General features: G+C 61.8%; 19 protein-coding genes and 1 pseudogene. 10 read left to right on the top strand and 10 right to left on the bottom strand.

From position 1 onward, the window contains the following. Positions 1–97: 97 nt before the first annotated feature. Together DES43_RS17995 and DES43_RS17990 are read left to right on the top strand one after the other, a co-directional pair. Positions 98–823 (top strand): annotated as a pseudogene (locus tag DES43_RS17995) (arsenic resistance protein); the annotation flags it as partial. A gap of 191 nt (positions 824–1,014) precedes the next feature. Continuing rightward, positions 1,015–1,758 carry a GGDEF domain-containing protein gene (locus DES43_RS17990; RefSeq protein ID WP_009452665.1) on the top strand — a complete coding sequence of 248 codons (744 nt, stop codon included), beginning with the start codon at positions 1,015–1,017 and terminating at the stop codon, positions 1,756–1,758. 61 nt (positions 1,759–1,819) lie between these two features. Here the strand turns inward: DES43_RS17990 and DES43_RS23040 are convergent, their stop codons facing one another. Then, positions 1,820–1,978: a DUF411 domain-containing protein gene (locus DES43_RS23040; RefSeq protein ID WP_240532842.1), complete on the bottom strand. Its 159-nt coding sequence runs from the start codon at positions 1,976–1,978 to the stop codon at positions 1,820–1,822. After that, complete coding sequence (locus DES43_RS23035; RefSeq protein ID WP_240532844.1) at positions 1,962–2,048, bottom strand: DUF411 domain-containing protein; 87 nt, start codon at positions 2,046–2,048, stop codon at positions 1,962–1,964. The genes DES43_RS23040 and DES43_RS23035 overlap by 17 nt, the downstream gene beginning before the upstream one ends. A 282-nt stretch (positions 2,049–2,330) precedes the next feature. On the opposite strand from DES43_RS23035, the gene DES43_RS17980 reads away from it, so the two are divergent. From DES43_RS17980 to DES43_RS17960, 5 genes are all read left to right on the top strand, one after another. Then, positions 2,331–3,092: a MauE/DoxX family redox-associated membrane protein gene (locus DES43_RS17980; protein ID WP_035029360.1), complete on the top strand. Its 762-nt coding sequence runs from the start codon at positions 2,331–2,333 to the stop codon at positions 3,090–3,092. Positions 3,093–3,108: 16 nt separating this feature from the next. Next, positions 3,109–3,600, top strand: coding sequence for a DUF305 domain-containing protein (locus DES43_RS17975; RefSeq protein ID WP_009452663.1), 492 nt, complete (start codon positions 3,109–3,111; stop codon positions 3,598–3,600). Between the two features lie 95 nt (positions 3,601–3,695). Next, complete coding sequence (locus DES43_RS17970) at positions 3,696–4,046, top strand: hypothetical protein (RefSeq protein ID WP_051018049.1); 351 nt, start codon at positions 3,696–3,698, stop codon at positions 4,044–4,046. Positions 4,047–4,136: 90 nt separating this feature from the next. Beyond that, positions 4,137–5,594 carry a multicopper oxidase family protein gene (locus tag DES43_RS17965; protein WP_009452661.1) on the top strand — a complete coding sequence of 486 codons (1,458 nt, stop codon included), beginning with the start codon at positions 4,137–4,139 and terminating at the stop codon, positions 5,592–5,594. Between the two features lie 141 nt (positions 5,595–5,735). Further along, complete coding sequence (locus DES43_RS17960; RefSeq protein ID WP_009452660.1) at positions 5,736–6,221, top strand: cytochrome b; 486 nt, start codon at positions 5,736–5,738, stop codon at positions 6,219–6,221. 49 nt (positions 6,222–6,270) lie between these two features. On the opposite strand, the gene mntR is transcribed toward DES43_RS17960, so the two are convergent. Next, entirely contained in the window at positions 6,271–6,711 is a 441-nt protein-coding gene (gene mntR, locus DES43_RS17955) for a manganese-binding transcriptional regulator MntR (protein WP_009452659.1), read from the bottom strand. A gap of 184 nt (positions 6,712–6,895) precedes the next feature. Here mntR and DES43_RS17950 point away from each other — a divergent pair, with 184 nt between their 5' ends. Then, on the top strand, positions 6,896–8,182 hold the full coding sequence (locus DES43_RS17950) for an Nramp family divalent metal transporter (RefSeq protein ID WP_009452658.1): 1,287 nt from the start codon (positions 6,896–6,898) through the stop codon (positions 8,180–8,182). A gap of 136 nt (positions 8,183–8,318) precedes the next feature. Then, positions 8,319–9,236 (top strand): cation diffusion facilitator family transporter, encoded by a 918-nt coding sequence (locus DES43_RS17945; protein WP_009452657.1) that lies wholly within the window; start codon positions 8,319–8,321, stop codon positions 9,234–9,236. Positions 9,237–9,266: 30 nt separating this feature from the next. Here DES43_RS17945 and DES43_RS17940 read toward each other — a convergent pair whose 3' ends face one another. Next, positions 9,267–10,004, bottom strand: a complete 738-nt coding sequence (locus tag DES43_RS17940; protein WP_009452656.1) for a cytochrome c biogenesis CcdA family protein — start codon at positions 10,002–10,004, stop codon at positions 9,267–9,269. Between the two features lie 137 nt (positions 10,005–10,141). On the opposite strand from DES43_RS17940, the gene DES43_RS17935 reads away from it, so the two are divergent. Beyond that, a complete protein-coding gene (locus tag DES43_RS17935; RefSeq protein ID WP_009452655.1) occupies positions 10,142–10,840 on the top strand; it encodes a heparan-alpha-glucosaminide N-acetyltransferase in 699 nt (232 codons plus the stop codon). 90 nt (positions 10,841–10,930) lie between these two features. Here the strand turns inward: DES43_RS17935 and cydX are convergent, their stop codons facing one another. The 6 genes from cydX to DES43_RS17905 form a co-directional block, all read right to left on the bottom strand. Next, entirely contained in the window at positions 10,931–11,029 is a 99-nt protein-coding gene (gene cydX / locus DES43_RS17930; RefSeq protein ID WP_009452654.1) for a cytochrome bd-I oxidase subunit CydX, read from the bottom strand. A 75-nt stretch (positions 11,030–11,104) separates the two neighbouring features. Beyond that, entirely contained in the window at positions 11,105–12,262 is a 1,158-nt protein-coding gene (cydB, locus tag DES43_RS17925) for a cytochrome d ubiquinol oxidase subunit II (protein WP_009452653.1), read from the bottom strand. Between the two features lie 5 nt (positions 12,263–12,267). Further along, on the bottom strand, positions 12,268–13,845 hold the full coding sequence (locus DES43_RS17920) for a cytochrome ubiquinol oxidase subunit I (RefSeq protein WP_009452652.1): 1,578 nt from the start codon (positions 13,843–13,845) through the stop codon (positions 12,268–12,270). A gap of 21 nt (positions 13,846–13,866) precedes the next feature. Next, entirely contained in the window at positions 13,867–15,558 is a 1,692-nt protein-coding gene (cydC, locus tag DES43_RS17915) for a thiol reductant ABC exporter subunit CydC (protein WP_009452651.1), read from the bottom strand. Then, positions 15,555–17,309 (bottom strand): thiol reductant ABC exporter subunit CydD, encoded by a 1,755-nt coding sequence (gene cydD / locus DES43_RS17910; protein WP_009452650.1) that lies wholly within the window; start codon positions 17,307–17,309, stop codon positions 15,555–15,557. Before cydD ends, cydC begins: the two co-directional genes overlap by 4 nt. Further along, entirely contained in the window at positions 17,306–17,878 is a 573-nt protein-coding gene (locus tag DES43_RS17905) for a GbsR/MarR family transcriptional regulator (protein WP_009452649.1), read from the bottom strand. Before DES43_RS17905 ends, cydD begins: the two co-directional genes overlap by 4 nt. Between the last annotated feature and the right edge of the window lie 184 nt (positions 17,879–18,062).

Below are 18,062 nucleotides of genomic sequence, written 5' to 3'. Positions count from 1 at the left end.
AGCATGCGGGTCAGCGCCATCACCTGCCCAGGCGATGGCCCAAAAGCCCATCATGCATTAAGACTGAAACCGGACCACCCCATGGGGTCAGACCACTGACCAGATCGACAGCTACATTGCCGGTCTCATCATCCTCGCGGCCGCACCCTGCACAGCCATGGTGTTCGTCTGGTCCAATCTCACCAGGGGAGAGCCGCATTTCACGCTTTCCCAGATCGCGCTCAACGACGCGATCATGGTCGTCGCCTTCGCGCCGATCGTCGGGTTGCTGCTGGGCCCGTCGGCGATCACCGTGCCGTGGGGCACGCTTGTGCTGTCCGTCGTGCTCTATATCGTCATCCCGGTCATCATCGCGCAGATCATGCGCCGCCGCCTGCTGGCGAGCGGCGGGCAGGCCGCGCTCGACGCGCTTCTGGCAAAGCTCGGTCCGGCTTCGCTTGTTGCACTGCTAGCGACGCTGGTTCTGCTGTTCGGCTTCCAGGGCGAACAGATCATCACCCAGCCCTCGATCATCGGCCTGCTGGCCGTGTCGATCCTGATACAGGTCTATTTCAATTCCGGCCTGGCCTATCTGCTCAACCGGCTGGCGGACGAATTGCGTCGCCGGTCCTCGGCACTGATTGGCGCGTCGAACTTCTTCGAACTCGCTGTCGCCGCCGCGATCAGCCTGTTCGGCTTCCAGACCGGCGCGTCGCTCGCCACGGTCGTCGGCGTGCTGATCGAGGTTCCGGTCATGCTGTCCGTCGTCTGGATCGTGAACCGCTCGAAGGGCTGGTACGAACGGGGCGCCGGGCTTTCTCCTACATCAAAGGCTCATCGTTGATGCTTCCGTTCACAGCAGGAAAATGAAGCGGAAGCGGGCCTGGCACTGTGTTCTGCGGGGTGGCGCCGCCCCGACCGTCACTTCTTCAGTACGGCTTGGCGGACATTTTACCGATGGCCTTAACTGGATTGGCACCATCTATTTGATACTTGGTTACGAAACACGATCAATCGAGAGGTGAGAGACGCACGTTGAGGTATCCCTCGGGCTATGTGGTTCGAAGAACAGCGATTACGACACTGGCTGCGGCCTGCCTGACGATATCGATCTCGACGGGGGCCCGTTGGCTCGTTGGTGCTGAAGCTGACGCGATCACCATCGCGGTGAGGCTGATTCTGCCGTTTGCAGTCGGGATTCCGATCAGCCTCCTGATTTTCACTCGATTCGAGCAGCTGAATCGCTCCTATCGGGAAATGCTTCAGAAGAACGCGGAACTGAGCCGGCGCGCCATGACGGATCCGCTGACGGGCTTGCTCAACCGGCGCAGCTTTATCGAACAGTTCGAGCTTGCGCAGTCTATCGGTGTGGGAGGCACCTTCATACTCGCCGATATCGACTACCTGAAGCAGATCAATGATCGATACGGCCACAGCGTGGGAGACGAGGCCGTGCTTACGGCATCCATTGCCTTGATGCGCGTTCTCGGGGATGACGCACTGATCGCCCGCATTGGCGGTGACGAGTTCTGCGCGTTCGTCGCACGTATCGACGGCAAGAATTTCGACACGCTGCGCCGGCGTGTCAACGAAGAGACGATGCAGGAATTCCGGAAACGGAGCGGACTTGGCGACTATGCGTTATCGATGACCATCAGCCAGCAGCGCTGTCGGTCGGGAATGTCGTTCAAGGATATGCTCGTGAGCACCGACAAGGATCTGTACCGTTTCAAGCGCAACCGTCCTGTCCACGCGCCCGCACTGGATCCGGCCGCATGAACTGTGGCTGGCCATCGTGAGATGGACCGTTCGGGACCCCTCCCATCGCCTTCATCCTGATCTAGTAGTGGGCGATGACCGAGCGACCAGCCGGGCCGAACAGGATCACGTCGTAGGGATCGCGCCGCTGGCCCATCTCCATGCCGGGCGAACCGAGTGGATGCCCGGCACGGCGATCCCCGCCACCGAGGGGCGTTCGACGATCAAGCGCAGCACTCACCGGCCGGAACGTGCCCCTCGACCGCATAGCCTGCGATGATGCCAGTGTGGCAGGACTGCAGACCGACCAAGATGCCCGGATCGTCTTGAGAGTGCCAGATCTTCGGTCAGACGATCTGCTACGGTAAAGAACGCGCTCCGCACGCGCCCAACCCGGTTCACCTTAGCACCAAGGGGCTGCTCCCTCGCCCCGCACTCTGCGCCTTGTATGGCGGGGAGGCTGCCATCAGCCCGCCGGGACCGATCGCACATGGAACTCCCAGGCCGGCTTTGCGGTTTATCCATGGCGGCAGGATTGCATCTACGCAAGAGCGCGTCAGGGCAAAAGGTGCCGAATATCGAAGGAACGGTGAATGGCATCTGGAAAACACGCCGAACTCCACCGGATGGTGACGGCGGAGCACACCTGTCCATGGGGTCTGAAATCGCTCGATCTGCTCAGGCGCGAAGGCTACGAGGTCGAGGATCACGAACTGACCTCGCGCGCCGAGATCGACGCCTTCAAGGCAGAGCACGGCGTAGAGACGACGCCGCAGACCTTCATCGATGGGAAGCGGATCGGCGGCTATGACGATCTTCTCGCCTTCTTCGGCAAGGAGGTGAGGGACAAGGACGCAAAGACCTATACGCGCGTGGCCGCGTTGTTCTCGATGGCGGCGCTCATGGCGCTCGCCGCGAGTTGGGCGGCGCTCGGCAGCCTGATTACCGTCGAGGCGGCTGAGTGGTTCATCGCCATCTCCATGTGTCTCCTCGCTCTGCAAAAGCTCAAGGACGTGGAAGGCTTCGCCACTATGTTCCTCAACTGCGACCTCCTGGCGCAGCGCTGGGTGCGATATTCATATATCTATCCGTTCGCCGAGGCGCTCGCCGGCATTCTCATGATCGCCGGGGCGTTGGTGTGGTTGTCCATTCCCGTCGCGCTCTTCATCGGCGTGATCGGCGCGGGCTCGGTCTTCAAGGCGGTTTACATCGATAAGCGCGAACTCAAATGCGCCTGCGTCGGCGGCGACAGCAACGTGCCGCTGGGCTTCGTGTCGCTGACGGAAAACCTGATGATGGTCGGCATGGCCGTCTGGATGCTGTTCAAGCCGGTCGGCGTCGGCCTCGGCCACTGAGGAAAGGAATACCGATATGGCGCAGTCCTCGCATTCCGGTCACCAGAACCACGGCTCCGGCGACCATCCCTATCTGATGTTCTGGACCAACATGGCGCTCGGCCTGATCGTCATGTACGTCGTCATGTTCACGATGATCGACGGGTTGCGGGATTTCCGCAACAATCTCAACATGCTCTACATGGCCATCACCATGTGGGCACCGATGGGCATCTTCATGCTGGCGACCATGCCGGGCATGTTCCCCCGCAAGCGGCTCAACATCGCCCTTCATGTAGCGTTCCTGGCGCTCACTGTCGTATCCTTCGGCGCGACCCGCGCCCAGGCGCTGATCGACGACCGCCAGTTCATCGCGTCGATGATCCCGCATCATTCCGGCGCTATCCTGATGTGCCGTGAAGCTGATCTGCGCGATGCTGAACTTGTCGCGCTTTGTGATGAGATCGTCGAGGCTCAGCGTTCCGAAATCCAGATCATGGAGCGGATCAATGAGCGCCTCGATCAGTGAGGGCAGTCATTTCCGGCTCAGGGCACCGATCATCTGGAACCGGCAGATCATGTCGCATGGACATCCTGGTCCAATAGCGTAATCTTTTGCCGATCATGCGCCTGATACTCGTACTCATTACCGTCCTGACGATCGGGATCGCCCCGACGCTGGCGCGCGCCTATCAGGCGCCGATGGCCAACATGCCGGCGGCCCACATGACAGGCATGACGAGTGAACCCGACGGAATGGCGGATGGCCATGGTTGCGCCGATCAAACGGATTGCTCCCGTGATGCAGCCTCCTGTGCGTGGATCTGCGCCGGCTTGCAGGTCTTCCATGGCATCACCGGCGAGGGCGATACACATCGCGTGACCCGATCGGTTCCGGCGCCGCGAGCCCTGCGCTTGTTGCAAGGCATCGAGCCGATGCTGACGGAACGACCTCCCAAGCCGCGTCTCCTCTGAATCTTTCACCGACCGGAGTGGCGACACCCCGAACGGACCAATTTTCAATTCAGAGACGGGGAGCCGGACGGCTTCCCCTTGGAGACTATCATGACCATGATGTCCAGACGCGGCTTTCTCGCCGCGAGCGCCGCTGCACTTGCGGCAACTTCCTTCACCCGGCCGGGCTTCGCGCAAGCGCCGGCCACCCGCCTACGGGCCGCGTCCCGCGTTCTCGATATCGACGGACGCGCCGCGACCGTATGGGGCCTTGAGGGGCCATCGGGACAGGGTCTCGTGCTCGACCCCGGCCAGCGCTTCCGCGTCGACCTTACCAACGATCTGCCGGAGGCCACGCTGATCCACTGGCACGGACAGATCCCGCCCAACGAACAGGACGGCGTTCCGGATATGCCCATGCCCAAGCTGGCGCCCGGCGAGACCCGCGGTTACGATTTTGCCACCATTCCCGGCACCTACTGGATGCACGCCCACATCCCCTTGCACGAAATGCGCCTTCTGGCCGCCCCGCTCATCGTCCGCAGCGAGGCGGACGCCAGCGCCGACCGGCAGGAGGTGGTGATGTTCCTGCACGATTTCGCCTTCAAGTCGCCGGCCGAAGTCATGGAGGAAATCACCCAAGGTCATCCGCCTTCCGGCCAGAGCGACATGGATGACGGCGGCATGAACCATGAGATGATGCAAGGGATGCAGGGCGATAGCGGCATGGCCGTGAACGGAATGGCCGGCATGGAGATGGACCTGAACGATTATGACTGGGACGCCTATCTGACAAATGACCGGACGCTTTCCGATCCCGACGTCATCCGCGTCGAGCGCAATGGCCACGTGCGGCTGCGCATCGTGAACGCGGCCGCGGCCACGGTGTTCTGGATCGACACCGGGCAGGTCGAGGCGCGGCTGGTCGCGGTCGACGGCCAAGGCGTCCAGCCCCTGACCGGCTCGCGGTTCGGCATCGCGATGGGGCAGAGGCTCGATCTCGAGCTCGATCTCGACAGTACGGGCACCTGGCCAATCCTCGCGCTGCGCGAAGGCGCGCGGGAGAGAACAGGCCTCGTCCTTGCCGCCCCGGGGGCGGCAGTTCCCCGGCTGTCCGCGCTGGCCGATGAAGAGGCCCCCGCCTTCGACACCGACCTGTCGCAGGAAACGCGTCTCGTCGCGCTGGTGCCGCTGCCGGAACGCGAGACGCAGCGCAGCCCCATGGTCATGCTGGGCGGCACGATGCAGCCCTATCGCTGGACCATCGACGGCAGGGTCTGGGGCGAGCACAATCCCGTCACCGCGCGCTCGGGCGAGCGGGTCGAGATCATGTTCCACAACATGTCGATGATGGGCCATCCGATGCACCTGCACGGCCACACATTCCAGGTCGTCGGCGTGAACGGCCAGCGCATCTCGGGCGCGCGGCGCGACACGGTCTATGTGCCGCCGATGGCGATGATCACGATTGCGTTCGACGCCGGCGAGGCGGCGCGCTGGATGCTGCACTGCCATCATATGCCGCATCTGGAAACCGGCATGATGACCGAGTTCGCGGTCTCGGCCTGAAACACCGGGCGGGGCGCTTTCGTGCCCCGCCCGAGACTTGCAATCGCACGATTGATCGCGTCTCGGCCGGAACCCGGCGCCGAATATGCGATCGCGCTTTCCGTTCATTCGATTTCAACGCGTTTTCGCTAGAACCCGACTATGAAACCCGGCTACTCGCTCATTCAGATTGTCCTGCACTGGCTCGTCGCGGCCCTCGTGCTCGTCCAGTACCAGACGGGCGGAAGCATCGGGCGGACGCACGACGCCGTGCATGCCGGACTTCAGCCGGACCCGACCGACCTGCTGCTTCACTCGGTGCACAACTGGTCCGGAATGGCGATCGGGGGGCTCATGGTGCTGCGGCTGTTCCTGCGGTGGCGCTCTCATGGGATCGTGCCGGATCTGAAGCGGGAAAGCCCCACGGCGGCGGCGGCCCGGCTCCTTCACCTGGGCTTCTACGCCGTGCTCCTGGGACAGGCAGCCATCGGCTTCATCGCGAGCTACGTCACTTTCTCCATCGCGCCGCTTCACGTCTTCGGTGCGAATCTGATTCTTGCGATGCTCGTCCTTCATATCGGCGCGGCAATCATTCATGCCGTGATGCGTGACAGCGTCTTAATCCGCATCCTTCGCCCGCGAGGTTGAGGCAGGCTGTCCCGGAGGCTTGCGGTTGGCTGGAGGGTGTGACGCAAAGCTAAAGTTCGGCCACTCCCAGGAACTTCTCGAACGCTGCCAGAGTGTGTTCCGACACGTGATGCTCGATGCCTTCGCCGTCAATCTCCGCTGTTTCCTCCGGCACTCCGAGGGCAACCAGGAACTGAACGACGATGAGGTGGCGTGACCGCACCCGGTCGGCAAGCTGCTTGCCTTCCTCGGTCAGGAAGATTCCGCGATAGGGACGCGACGTCGCCAAACCTTGCCGTTTCAGTCTCGCGACGGCCTTGGTTGCGGTAGGTTGCGCCACGCCCATTCGCGCGGCGATGTCAGCAATTCTCGCCTCTCCATTGATTTCAATCAGGTCGCCGATCATCTCGACGTAGTCTTCGATAAGCGCGCTTGCCTGACATTCCCGGACATGTGCGAAGCGGCGTGCGTGCTGGGCCGGACGGGGCGGTGAGTTGTTGGGCTTAGTCATCTGTACCAGTTATTCGCGTGCTCGGAGAGATGGGCGCAAGGCTCAAAGTTAGCCAAGGGTATAATTGTTTCCGCGAATTAGCAAACGGACCGCCCGGACCATGCATCGCACTTATCATTACCCTATTGCACATAATATAGCATAGGCTATAAATCCAGTTGCAACCGCATCAGGATATACCCTCATGTACGATACAGAGCGCACGCGCCACGGGATGGCTGCGGTACTATCCGGTGAGCGGCGCGGCTTTACCAGCCGCCTCCTTTTTGTCGGACCGGCAGTGATCGCCTCAATCGCCTATGTCGATCCGGGCAATTTCGCAACCAACATCCAGGCCGGCGCCGGCTATGGGTACCAGTTGCTCTGGGTCGTGCTTCTGGCAAACCTTATCGCCATGCTTTTCCAGGCATTGTCCGCCCGCCTCGGCATCGTGACAGGCAAGAACCTTGCCGAAATGTCGCGTGACAGGTTCCCGGCGCCAGTGGTGTGGGTGATGTGGGCGATCAGCGAAGTGGCGGCCATGGCGACGGATCTGGCGGAGTTTCTCGGTGGCGCCATCGGTCTGGCGCTGCTCTTCGACCTTCCCATATTCTGGGGCATGTGGGTCACGGCCATAGTGACGTATGGCATCCTGATCTTCGAGAAGCATGGTTTCAGGCCGATGGAACTTATCATCGGCTCGATGGTCGCGATCATCGGCCTTTGTTACCTTATCGAACTGGTGATAGCCCCTGTCGACTGGACAGAGGCCGCCACAGGTCTGATCACGCCACAGCTTCCGGACGCAGCTGCATTGACCATCGCAGTGGGAATCATCGGCGCTACGGTGATGCCGCACGCCATCTACCTGCATTCGAGCCTCACTCAGTCCCGCGTCCGGATCCGGGACGAGAATGATCGCCGCAAGGTACTGCGTTACTCCAACATTGAGGTTGTGGTTGCCCTCGCCATCGCAGGCATGGTGAATATGGCGATGGTTATCATGGCCGCAAGCGCCTTTCATCAAGGCAACAGCGACGTCGCCGAGATCGAGACCGCCTACCATATGCTGACACCCCTGCTCGGTACTGCAGCCGCTTCCGTGTTTCTCGTTTCCCTGATTACCTCGGGCGTTTCGAGTTCCGTGGTCGGCACCATGGCGGGCCAAACAATCATGCAGGGCTTTCTGCATTTCCATGTCCCGATATGGCTCCGACGCCTCGTGACAATGCTGCCCGCCTTTGTGGTCGTTGCCATGGGAGTCAATCCGACCCAGGCATTGGTGATGAGCCAGGTCGTTTTGTCGATTGCCCTACCCGTGCCGATGATCGCTTTGATCATTTTCACCTCGCGACGGGATCTGATGGGTAGTTACGCCATGCGGCCGGCCACGAAATGGCTTGCGTTCGTCGGCGCCACGATCGTTCTCGCACTTAATTTTACATTGCTTGCGAGTGTTTTTGGCATCCGCGTTCCGTTTCTGACGGTCTAAGAGACCGCATAGAATTCAGTAGGACGAGTCTGCGCGCGGAACGTTCGCGTTATATACAGTTCAGATGAGTATCATCCCCGGTTGAAGCCGAATTTAACTTCCAACCGGAAGTGAGACCCTGGAGGGGACCTGGAGAATGAATTCGCAAATCCACGGGGCGAATGACGGGCATGATCACGGAACGGCAGTGGCAGCCGGCAATGAGCGGCGTATTCGGCTCGTCTTCATCTTCACTGCCGGTTACGCCGCTGTGCAGGCAATCGGCGGTTGGCTCTCCGGTTCGCTCGCACTGATCGCGGACTCCGGTCACATGGTGTCGGACGCGGCAGCACTACTTCTTGCGCTCATTGCCTATCGGGTAGCGAGGCGGCCTCCGGACAATAGCCGGACCTACGGATTCCACCGCGTGCGCGTCCTTGCCGCGCTCGCAAACGGGGCGAGTCTGCTTCTTCTGGTTGCCTGGATCGCGTGGGAAGCTGTTGGCCGGATCAACCAGCCTATCGAAATTCTCGCGGGTCCCATGCTCATTGTCGCAACTATAGGGTTACTGGTCAATCTGGGGGGAGCCTGGATTCTCGTGCGCGGCTCCCAAGGTGATAGTAACCTTCGCGGAGCCTTCCTCCATGTCGTCGGCGATCTACTGGGATCTGTGGGAGCCATCGCTGCCGCCATCGGCATTATGCTGACGGGTTGGACGGTGCTCGATCCGATCCTTTCGGTTCTGGTGGCGCTGCTTGTCGTTCGTTCAGCCTGGACTCTGGTGAGCGAGTCGATCCGGGTGCTTCTGCAGGCGGTGCCTCGCGGGCTGGATGCCCGCAACGTTGAACTGGAACTCAGCAAGTTGCCGCTCGTCGAGGAGGCAGGGCACTTTCACGCGTGGACGCTGACGGACGACACTGTAGTCGCGACGGTCCATGTCACGCCGGCAATGGATGGCGATCCGCTTCAGTTGCCGTCTGTAATAACGGCCTGGCTGAAGGAGCGCTACGCGATCGATCATGTGACCGTTCAGGTCGATCCCCGCGGAGCCCTTCGTCGATCCGGGCCGGTCTAAACTTTCGAGGTTCGCGCGATTGACAGATTTTCAGCCTATTGACCCGAAAACCGGAAACTTCTCCAGCAGCCAGAATGCGAACCAGGTCATGTAGCCGCTCACCATGGCAAGGCCCATGATGATCATGATGACGCCAGCGGTCACCTGCAGCGCTCGCCCGGTCTTACGTAGGCTGGGAAGGAATGCAATCAGTCGATCTGTGAAAAGCGCGGCCAGAAAGAAAGGTATTCCCAGCCCGAGAGAGTAGAGAGCCAGGAGCGCGACACCATCCAGTGCCGTTGCCGACACAGCGCTGACTGTCAGTATCGCTCCGAGAATAGGGCCGATGCAAGGCGTCCAGCCGAACGCAAATGCCAGACCAAGCAGATATGCGCCTGTCGGCCCGCCCGTTAACAGGCTGCCGTGGTAGCGGACGTCCCTTTGCAGCATGGGCAGCCGCAGAAGCCCGGTGGTGAAAAGGCCGAAGATTGTGACAATGACACCGCCGATGATGCCGGCTTCGTAACTGTAGGCGCGAAGCGACTGGCCAAGGGCGGTGGCTCCAGCTCCCAGTACGACGAACACCGTCGAGAAACCAAGGATGAAACATATACTCAGCCAGGCGACGGACATTTTGTTGTCCGGATCGCTGCGTTCAGCCCGGGTGGAGTTGCCGGCTATAAACGACACATAGCCCGGCACCAGCGGAAGCACGCAGGGCGACAGGAAGGAAATGGCACCGGCAGCGATCGCCGCCACCACGCCGATATTTGAGATCTCGAATTCCATGCCCGCGTATACAAGCTCATCCCGCTAGAGGGTCAATGCGCTGAAGCAGCGACATCTTGACCCTCTAGCGGGATGAGCTCTTACAAAATGTTTTTGCGGAGAGGAGAAGCGATATCGAGACAATAGCCCGTGTTTATATGGTCGATGCGTGGCGCGGTCTGGCAATTGCCGGCGTAGTGCTGTTCCACTTTGTGTGGGACCTCGAATTTACTGGTTTCATTTCAGGTGTCGCATACCATCCACTCTGGCTCGGCTTTGGGCGTGTTCTAGCCGGAAGCTTCATGATGCTGGTCGGGATCAGCCTTGCCTTATCCTCTCGCTCTCCGTTCCGGCCGAGTGCCTATCTGCGTCGCCTTGCGAAAATTGGCGTCGCGGCCGCGGCCATTACACTGGTTACATGGTATGCCTTTCCAGCAACGTTCATTTACTTTGGCATCTTGCATGCGATTGCCGTTGCGACCTTAGTTGGTACATTATTCCAGCGCACGCCTTGGTGGCTAAGTCTTGCTTTTGGCCTTGCCATGCTGGCGGCTCCTTCCTTATGGCAGTCGGAACTCTTTGACACACGATGGCTTGCCTGGATCGGATTTGCGCAAAGCGTTCCGCCGAGCAACGATTTCGTGCCGATCTTCCCGTGGGTTGGCATTACTTTCATCGGTATGTCCGGCGCAAAAGTTCTGGTCGACAAAGGGAAAGAATACGCGCTCGACCGCCTCGTGCCGGTCGGTCGGCCCGGCAACGCGCTGGCCTGTATGGGCCGGCACAGTTTGACAATCTACCTGCTGCACCAGCCGATCATGTTGGGCATCATTATACCGCTTGCTAGATATCTCTAGGTTGTGCGCTTTCGCACTGCGCATATTTCCTCATAATTCCGCCGGGACTTAATCGGCGCTGACTGGTAAAGTCGTTCAAGACGATGCATCCTATTTCTCATTGTCTTCCATCAATTCGTACCACATGGCGTTAAGGACGGCGAAGGCAGCGGCGAGCGGCAGGCCGAGCAGCCAGGCGAAATACCACATGATGGTTCTCCTTTCTTTTGCTTGCGTATCGGGTTCAACCGAAAATCGGTTTCCCGCTTTTCGGCCCGATGCGCCTCAATAGGCGTGGCCGGAGCCGTCGATGATCTGCTTTTCGTCCACCTTCCCCCACAGCACGCGGTAGACCCACGTGGTGTAGAGCGCGATGATCGGCAGAAAGATTCCTGTCGAGAGCAGCATGATGAACAGCGTCAGGTGGCTGGACGAGGCGTCCCAGACAGTGAGGCTGGAGCGCGGGTCTATCGAGGAGGGTAGGATGAAAGGAAACATCGCCAGACCGACAGTGGCGATGATTCCGAGCACCGACAGGCCGCTCGACAGCAGCGTCAGCAATTCGCGGCGCAGAGCCAGGAACCCCAGCGCCAGCAGCGCGCCGGCAAAGCCGAGGGCGGGTGCGGCAATCATCCATGGATGGGCGGTGTAGTTGGTGAACCAGAAACCGGCACCCTGCTCGACCGTCTTGGTGAGCGGGTTGGATGGGCCGTCGGTGACGACCTCCGAGACGAAACGGAAACCATCGATGCCGGTTGCGACCCAAAGGCCACCGAGCGCGAACAAAATGATCGTGCCCGTCGCGGCGAATGTGCCGAAGCGACGGGCGCGGTCGGCGACTGCGCCGCTGGTCTTGAGCACCAGCCACGACGCGCCGTGCATCGTCAGCATGACGACGGAGAGCAGGCCGCAGAGCAGCGCGAACGGGTTGAGCAGTTCGAACAGGGTGGTGCCGTCATAGAAGATGCGCAGATCGGGACCGAGCCGGAAAGGCACGCCCTGAAGCACGTTGCCGACGGCGATGCCGAAGATAAGCGCCGGCACGATCCCGCCCACGAAGAGCGCCCAGTCCCAGCCGTCACGCCAGCGCTGGCTGTCGCGCTTCGACCGGTACTTGAAGCCGACCGGGCGCAGGATGAGAGCGGCGAGGATGGCGAACATCGCGAGATAGAAGCCGGAGAAAGACACCGCATAGAGCGGCGGCCATGCGGCGAAGATCGCGCCGCCGCCGAGGATGAGCCAGACCTGATTGCCTTCCCAGACCGGGCCGACGGCGTTGATGACGACGCGGCGCTCCATATCGGTGCGTGCCACGAAGGGCAGCAACGTCTGGGTGCCGAGGTCGAAGCCGTCCATCACAGCGAAGCCGATGATGAGGATGCCCAGCAGCATCCACCAGATCAGGCGCAGGGTCTCGTAGTCGATGAGTTCGTGCAGGATCATGATGGTCACTCCGCGGGTTTGAGCGCTTCGGCCAGGAGTTTCTGCTCCGGCTCGTGGTCTTCTTCGGGGCCTTTGCGGATCGCGGCGAGCATCAGCGTCATCTCGATGATGAACAGCACGGTGTAGATGGCCGCGAAGCCGGCGATGGTGAACAGCACTGTCGTCGCGCCCAGATCGGAGACGGCGGCGGCCGTTGGCAGAACGCCCTCGATCACCCATGGCTGGCGCCCGACCTCGGCGACGATCCACCCCGCCTCGGCTGCAATCCACGGCAGCGGGATCGAGAAGACGGCGACTTTCAACAGCCACGGATAGCGATCGAGCTGGTGGCGCGCCGACAGGTAGAAGAAGGTGGCCGTGAGGACGATGAAGAACATCCCGAGCCCGACCATGATCCGGAAGGACCAGAACAACGTCGGAACATTGGGAACCGTATCCCACGCAGCCTGGGTGATCTGTTCATCCGTCGCCTCGCGCGGGTCATCGAGGTAGGGCCGCAACAGCAGCGCGTAGCCGAGATAGTGGCCGGTATCCTCAAAACGGTCAGCGACGTCGGCGGGTATGGCCGCGCTGCTGCCGGCCTCTCGGATCGACTGGAGTGCATCAAAAGCCATGATGCCCTGCCGGATCCGCATCTCGGCCAGTTCGACTAGTTCGTGGATACCGGGAATTTCCGTTGTCAGCGAGCGGGTGCCAATCAGGCCCATGACCCATGGAACCTGGACGGAGTAATAAGTCTTACGCTCGGCCTGATCGGGCAGGCCGACGATTGTGAAGGCGGCCGGGGCCGGCTCAGTGTGCCACATCGCCTCGATGGCCGCGAGCTTCATCTTCTGGTGTTCGGTGGAGAGATACCCGCTTTCGTCGCCCAGCACCACGACCGATAGCGACGAGGCCAGTCCGAACGAAGCCGCGACGGTCATCGAGCGCTTGGCGAGCGCGATGTGTCGGCCCTTCAGCAGATACCACGCCGAGACGCCCAGAACGAAAATGGATGCAACGACATAGCCCGCCGACACGGTGTGAACGAACTTGGCCTGCGCAACGGGGTTGAAAAGTACGGCGTAGAAGTCCTCCACCTCCATGCGCATGGTCTGCGGGTTGAAGACGGATCCGACCGGGTTCTGCATCCATCCGTTAGCAATGAGGATCCACAGGGCGGAAAAGTTGGAGCCGAGCGCCACGGCCCATGTCGCGGCGAGGTGTCCGAGCTTCGACAGCTTGTCCCATCCGAAGAAGAACAGGCCGACGAAGGTGGCTTCAAGGAAGAAGGCCATCAGGCCTTCGATGGCCAGCGGCGCGCCGAATATATCGCCGACATAGTGGCTGTAGTAGCTCCAGTTCATGCCGAACTGGAACTCCATCACGATGCCGGTGGCGACACCGAGCACGAAGTTGATACCGAACAGGGTGCCCCAGAACTTGGTCATCTGGCGCCATATGTCACGGCCGGTCATGACGTAGACCGTCTCCATTATCGCCATCAGGATCGACAGGCCGATGGTGAGCGGCACGAAAAGGAAGTGGTACAGCGCGGTGATGGCGAATTGCAGTCGCGACAGGTCGACGATGTTCAGTTCCATTTCTGGCTCCGGTGGGTCATGTCAATCGGGCCTCAGCTGGCTGAGTTCCATGTCAAAGGCGGGTGTGCCGCGGGCAACGTCGGCGGCGATGCGGCCGTCACGCAGCACGAGGATACGGTCGGCAAGCGACGCCTCGCGGCGTGTGTGGGTGGCGACGACCAGGATGCGGCCGGTGGCGCGTTCATCGAGGCGCGCGACCACGTCACGTGCAGTGTTACCGTCGAGGCCTTCTGTCGGCTCGTCGAGCAGCCAGAGGGCCGCATCGCGCAACAGCAGGCGAGCAAGCGCCAGACGGCGCGCCTGACCAGCGGAAAGCCCGGCACCGCCCTCGCCGAGTATCGTGTCGAGACCGCCGGGCAGAGATGCGACATAGCTTGCCAGACCCGCAGCTTCGAGCGCCGCTATCATTTCGGTATCGGATGCGCCGGGGCGGGCGAGCGCGAGATTGCCACGCAGCGTGTCGCGGAAAAGCTCAGTGCGCTGGGTGAGCAGGCCACAGGGATGGACAGTGAGATTGCCGCTTGAAGCGTTCAGTTCTCCGGCTAACAGCGATAGAAGCGTGGATTTGCCAACTCCGCTCGCACCCACCAGTGCGATGCGTTCGCCGGGGCGGATGGCGACGGAAATGTCGGACAGGACCGAACGCGCCGCGCCGGGATGGCCGACGCTTACAGACTCCAGCCTGATCGCCATGCCATGTGCTGCGGAACGGCCGAGCTTAGGTGGGTCTGAGCGGTTCGTCAGGCGCGGGCCGAGGCGCGTTGCCGCCTGAAGTGTGCGGCCGAACTCGACCGCGCCGCGGCGCAGGAGCGCGAAGGGTTCCAGGCTGGCAAGCGCCAGCAGCACGGCAAAAGTGGCGATTGGTACGCCGATGGTGCCGGCTTCGGCAAGGAAGGCGGCTGCAAGCAAGACGCCGGCGAGCAGGGCTGCGGATAGAATGCCGAGACCGAAGCCCGCACCGGCCTCGGCACGATTAAGCGCGCGGTCGGCTTGGGCCAGACGAATGTCTGCGGCTTCGATGGCACGAACCTGCGCGCCAAGACGATTCGTCATGGCAAGGTCGGCCTGTCCCCGCACGAGGTCGATGGAGCGCGACCGCAGGGCCTCTAACGCGTGGGCGCGGAGGCGGGCGAATGCTGCAGCGCGGCGAGAGGCGAGAAACGGAATACCAAGGCCCGCGGCCAGCAGGACGATGGCGGAGGAAAGGCCGAGCAAGGGGTGGACGAAAACGAGCGCGGCTGCGATGGCCAGGGCTGCGCCGGCTGCGACGAGCACGGGCGCCAGCACCCGCAGGTAAAGCGAATCGAGGGCGTCGATATCGATGGTGAGCCGAAACAGGAGCCGTGACGGGTTGGCGGCCAGACCACGTGCTGCGTCGGCACGGGCGAACCCGCGAAACACGTGCTCGCGCAGGTGAGCCAGCACGCCTAGCGTGGCGTCGTGGGTGACAAGCCTTTCGCCGTAGCGCGAGGCGGTGCGGCCTATGGCAAGAAGGCGGATGCCGGCGGACGGCATGAACACGTCGAAAGTGAGCGCCGTGATGAGAGTGAGGCCTGCGATCGACGTTGCGGCGATGAACCAGCCGGACAGCCCGAGCAAAGCAATGCCGGCAAGTGCTGTGGTGAAAGACAGCAGGGTGCCATAGACGAGCATGCGGCGGTCACCGGCCCAGAACAGGGCGAGCACGGGGCGTAGGGCGGAGAGACGGCTCATGCCAGAACCTCAAGCTGCGCAGGAGCGGGCAGCATGACCACGCGGTCCATGCGGGCCGCAAGCGCGGGATCGTGGGTGGCGACGACCAGTGTTGTCCCTTCCGCGATGGCCAGCAGGCGGTCGGTAATTTCAGTGGCTGTGACAGAATCGAGATGAGCGGTCGGCTCGTCCACAAGGATCAGGCCGGGCCGGATGCCCACAGCCGCACGCGCTAGCGCCAGCCGCAAAGTCTCGCCGCCCGACAGGCCGGCTCCGTTCTCGCCGATCATCGCATGGCCACGTTGCGCGGCAAGGTGTGCGATATGGGCGGCTTCCGTGGCGTGGGCGACGTCCCTCCTGCCGATGCCTGGTCGCCCGAGTGTGATGTTGCTGCGGAGCGTGCCGGAAAAGATATGCGGGGGCTGGCCGAGCCATGCGATGCGAGCACGCAGGTGAGCGGCACTGGCATGGTTCATCGGTTCGCCGCCAAGCCGGACGATGCCGTTATCGGGCGACGAAAGGCCCGCGACAAGCGCCAGCAAGGTGGATTTTCCGCCACCGCTAGGGGCCATCACCGCGACATGTTCGCCGGGGTCGATGGATAGGGCGAAATCGCTTAAGGTCGCGTTCGCCGATTCGGCATGGCGGAAGGTGAGGCCGTCGATCCACACCGAAAGTGCACCGGAGACTTCGACGGCTGTACTTTCCGGGCCGCCAACGATTTTCGTTCCGCCCCGCGTAATGCGGTCGAGCGCCTCCAGTCCTGCTTGCCCGGCGGCGCGGTCGTGCCAGACGGACGAGAGATCACGTAGCGGCTCGAAGAAGGCGGGCGCGAGCAGCAGGACGAAGAGACCCTGCGCCAGCGTCAGCTTTCCGCCCCAAGCACCGAAGTTCAGTTCTCCCAGAAAATGAAACCCGACATAGACCGCCACCAGCGCCACGCCGAGCGCAGCGAACAGTTCCAGAACCGCCGACGACAGGAACGCGACGCGTAGCACCGCCATGGTGGAGGTTCGCAGTTCTTCTGCGTTTGCGCGCAGCCGGAGGGCGGTACTATCCACCGCATCGAAGGCGCGGATGGTGGCGAGTCCGCGCAGCCGATCGAGAAGGAAGGCGTTCATGTTACCCATACGGGTAAGCTGCCTTTCGCTGGCCGCTTTCGCCTGCCAGCCGATCAGCGCCATAAAGATGGGTATGACGGGCGCTGCCATCAGCAAGGCGAGGGCGGCGACCCACGAAAAGACGAATACGAAGCCTAGAATGATCGGTGGTACAACAGCGGCGCTGATGCGCAGCGGCTGAAACCTTGCCAGATAGGGAACGATGGCGTCGGCCTGCTCGGTGAGCGTGCTGGCGACGAGGCCGGAGGAAGGCCGTAAGGCATCGAGGGGAGAACGTGTCGCAACGGCGGCGGCGGCGCGCGCGCGCATGGTAGAGAGGTGGGCGCGGGCGGCATCATAGGCGCGGGTGGCGCCGGCACGCTCGAGCGCTGCGCGCAGAATACCGATGACGAAGACGCAGAGAGCCGGCAGTATCGCCGCCTGCGCAGGTGCGCCATCGGCGATGTTTCCAATGGCGAAGGCGATAGCTGCCGCCTGCGGTATCCACAGAAGCGAGGCGGATATCTGAAGGGCTGCGGCGAAACGGGGCAGGTCAGGCCGCGTCGTCGACGCAGGTGGAGAGGCGGCGCGGACGGACGGATCATCACCGGCATCGCTGGCGGCGCACGCCGTGATTGTGGCCTGCGCGCTAGTGTTCCCCGAAACGCTCATGGGCGGTCCGCTTTTCTGCGCCCGCGCCCTATCGAGATGATCCTGTCGCGTTTACCCAGAAACCGCGTGACCTTCGAGCCGAGCGACAGCAGCGATGCGAGCCGTCCGGCATCGAGTTTCTTGACGTCGTCGTACCAGTTGGTCACCTGTTCGATCAGACCGTGCATCTCCGAAAGGCGCGCGCGGGCATAGCGCTCGTCGTCATTGGCGGGTTCTAGCATGAGAAGGTCGCGCAACACCGACAGGGTTGGATCGACCTCTCGCTTCTTGCGCTCCTCTGCGAGCGTGCGGAAAATCTGCCAGACATCGTCGGGGGCGGTGAAGAAATCACGCCGGTCGCCGGGAACATGCTTCAGGATGACGAGATTCCACGCCTGAAGCTCGCGAAGGCTCATCGAGACGTTGGACCGCGAAATGCCGAGCGCCTCGACGATGGCGTCGGCGCAGAGTGGTTTCGGCGAGACGTAGAGCAGTGCATAAATCTGCCCGACAGTACGGTTGATGCCCCAGCGGTTGCCCATTTCGCCGAAATGCAAGACGAAGGCCTGAATAGTTGGGGAGAGGTTCATAGTATGCAACTTCATGAATTTCAGAAATTTCTGAAATGAATGTAAGTTAACATGCGAAGCGGATCAACCGCCAAGCGGATGCGCGAGGCTGTTGATTTCCGCTGAGAGCTGACCCGGGATTGAGGGATTTTTCCATTGAGAAGTGACCCATGTTTGAACCCACCCCTGCTGGTTGATTGCAGGG

Source organism: Aquamicrobium defluvii (assembly GCF_004363725.1).
GTDB classification, from domain to species: domain Bacteria; phylum Pseudomonadota; class Alphaproteobacteria; order Rhizobiales; family Rhizobiaceae; genus Mesorhizobium; species Mesorhizobium defluvii.
This window is presented reverse-complemented; position numbering and strand designations above follow the sequence as displayed.